This is a genomic window from Micromonospora sp. LOL_025 (genome assembly GCF_048060285.1).
Lineage (GTDB): Bacteria > Actinomycetota > Actinomycetes > Mycobacteriales > Micromonosporaceae > Micromonospora.
Genome location: NZ_JBHMIR010000104.1, coordinates 1 through 931, shown reverse-complemented (window position 1 = coordinate 931; position 931 = coordinate 1). Strand labels below are relative to the sequence as shown.

Below are 931 nucleotides of genomic sequence, written 5' to 3'. Positions count from 1 at the left end.
CCACCACGTCGGTCAGAGGCTCCGCGTCGTCCACGGAGACCGCCCCACGCGTCAGCCACCACAACCGGCCCGTCCCGCCGACGTCGGTCAGCGCCTGCACCACGGACAGCGCCGTCGACACCTCGGCGGCGGCCGGAACCGTGGCCGCCTCCCCGGAAGCGACCGACTCCCGGGGGTCGGCCAGCGACAGCAGGGACACCACGTGGGCGTCCCGGTCGTCGGTCCCCATCGCCTCCCGCAGCAGCCGCGCCGCCCGCTCGCGGTCGGCGCCGGCAGGGACCAGCACCGGGACCGCCCGGTCGGCCCGGGCGGCCAGGGCCGCGGCCACCGGGTGGTCCTCCTGCCCCGGCGCCATCAGCAGCAGCCAGGTCCCCGCCAACGTCGCGGACTCCGGCACGGCAGCCGTACGCCACGTCGCCCGGTACCGCCAGGAGTCGACGGCGGCCCGCTGCTGCGTGGCCCGCCGCCAGCGGGCGAGCTTGGGCAGCAGCGCGGTGGACGGCTCGTCCGCGCCCACCGCCAACTCGTCGCCGAGCACGCCGAGGTCCCCGGACTCGACCGCCGCCCAGAACTGCTCGTCGGACGGGGCGTGGGCGCCCTCCGGAGCCGAGGCGGGCCGGGGGTCCTCCAGCCAGTAGCGCTGCCGGTCGAAGGCGTAGGTGGGCAGTTCGACCACGCGCGGCCGGGCGCCGGTCTGGCCGAGGTACGCCGCCCAGTCGACGGCCACGCCGGCAGCCCAGAGCTGCCCGACGGCGTTGGTGAGGGTGGTGACGTCGGGCTGGTTGCGGCGCAGCGTGGCGACGTACCGCACGTCGTCGGCCGCGTCCGCCTCGGCTGCCATGGCGGTGAGGACCGCGTCCGGGCCGAGCTCCAGGAACGTGTCCACGCCCTGCGCCCGCAGCGCCGCCACCCCGTCGGCGAACCGCACCGG

At 77.6% G+C, this 931-nt stretch carries 1 protein-coding gene; it reads right to left on the bottom strand.

The annotated features are described in order from the left end of the window. On the bottom strand, positions 1-931 hold a 931-nt coding region (locus ACFHW0_RS31670; RefSeq protein WP_416613297.1), incomplete at both ends, for a hypothetical protein.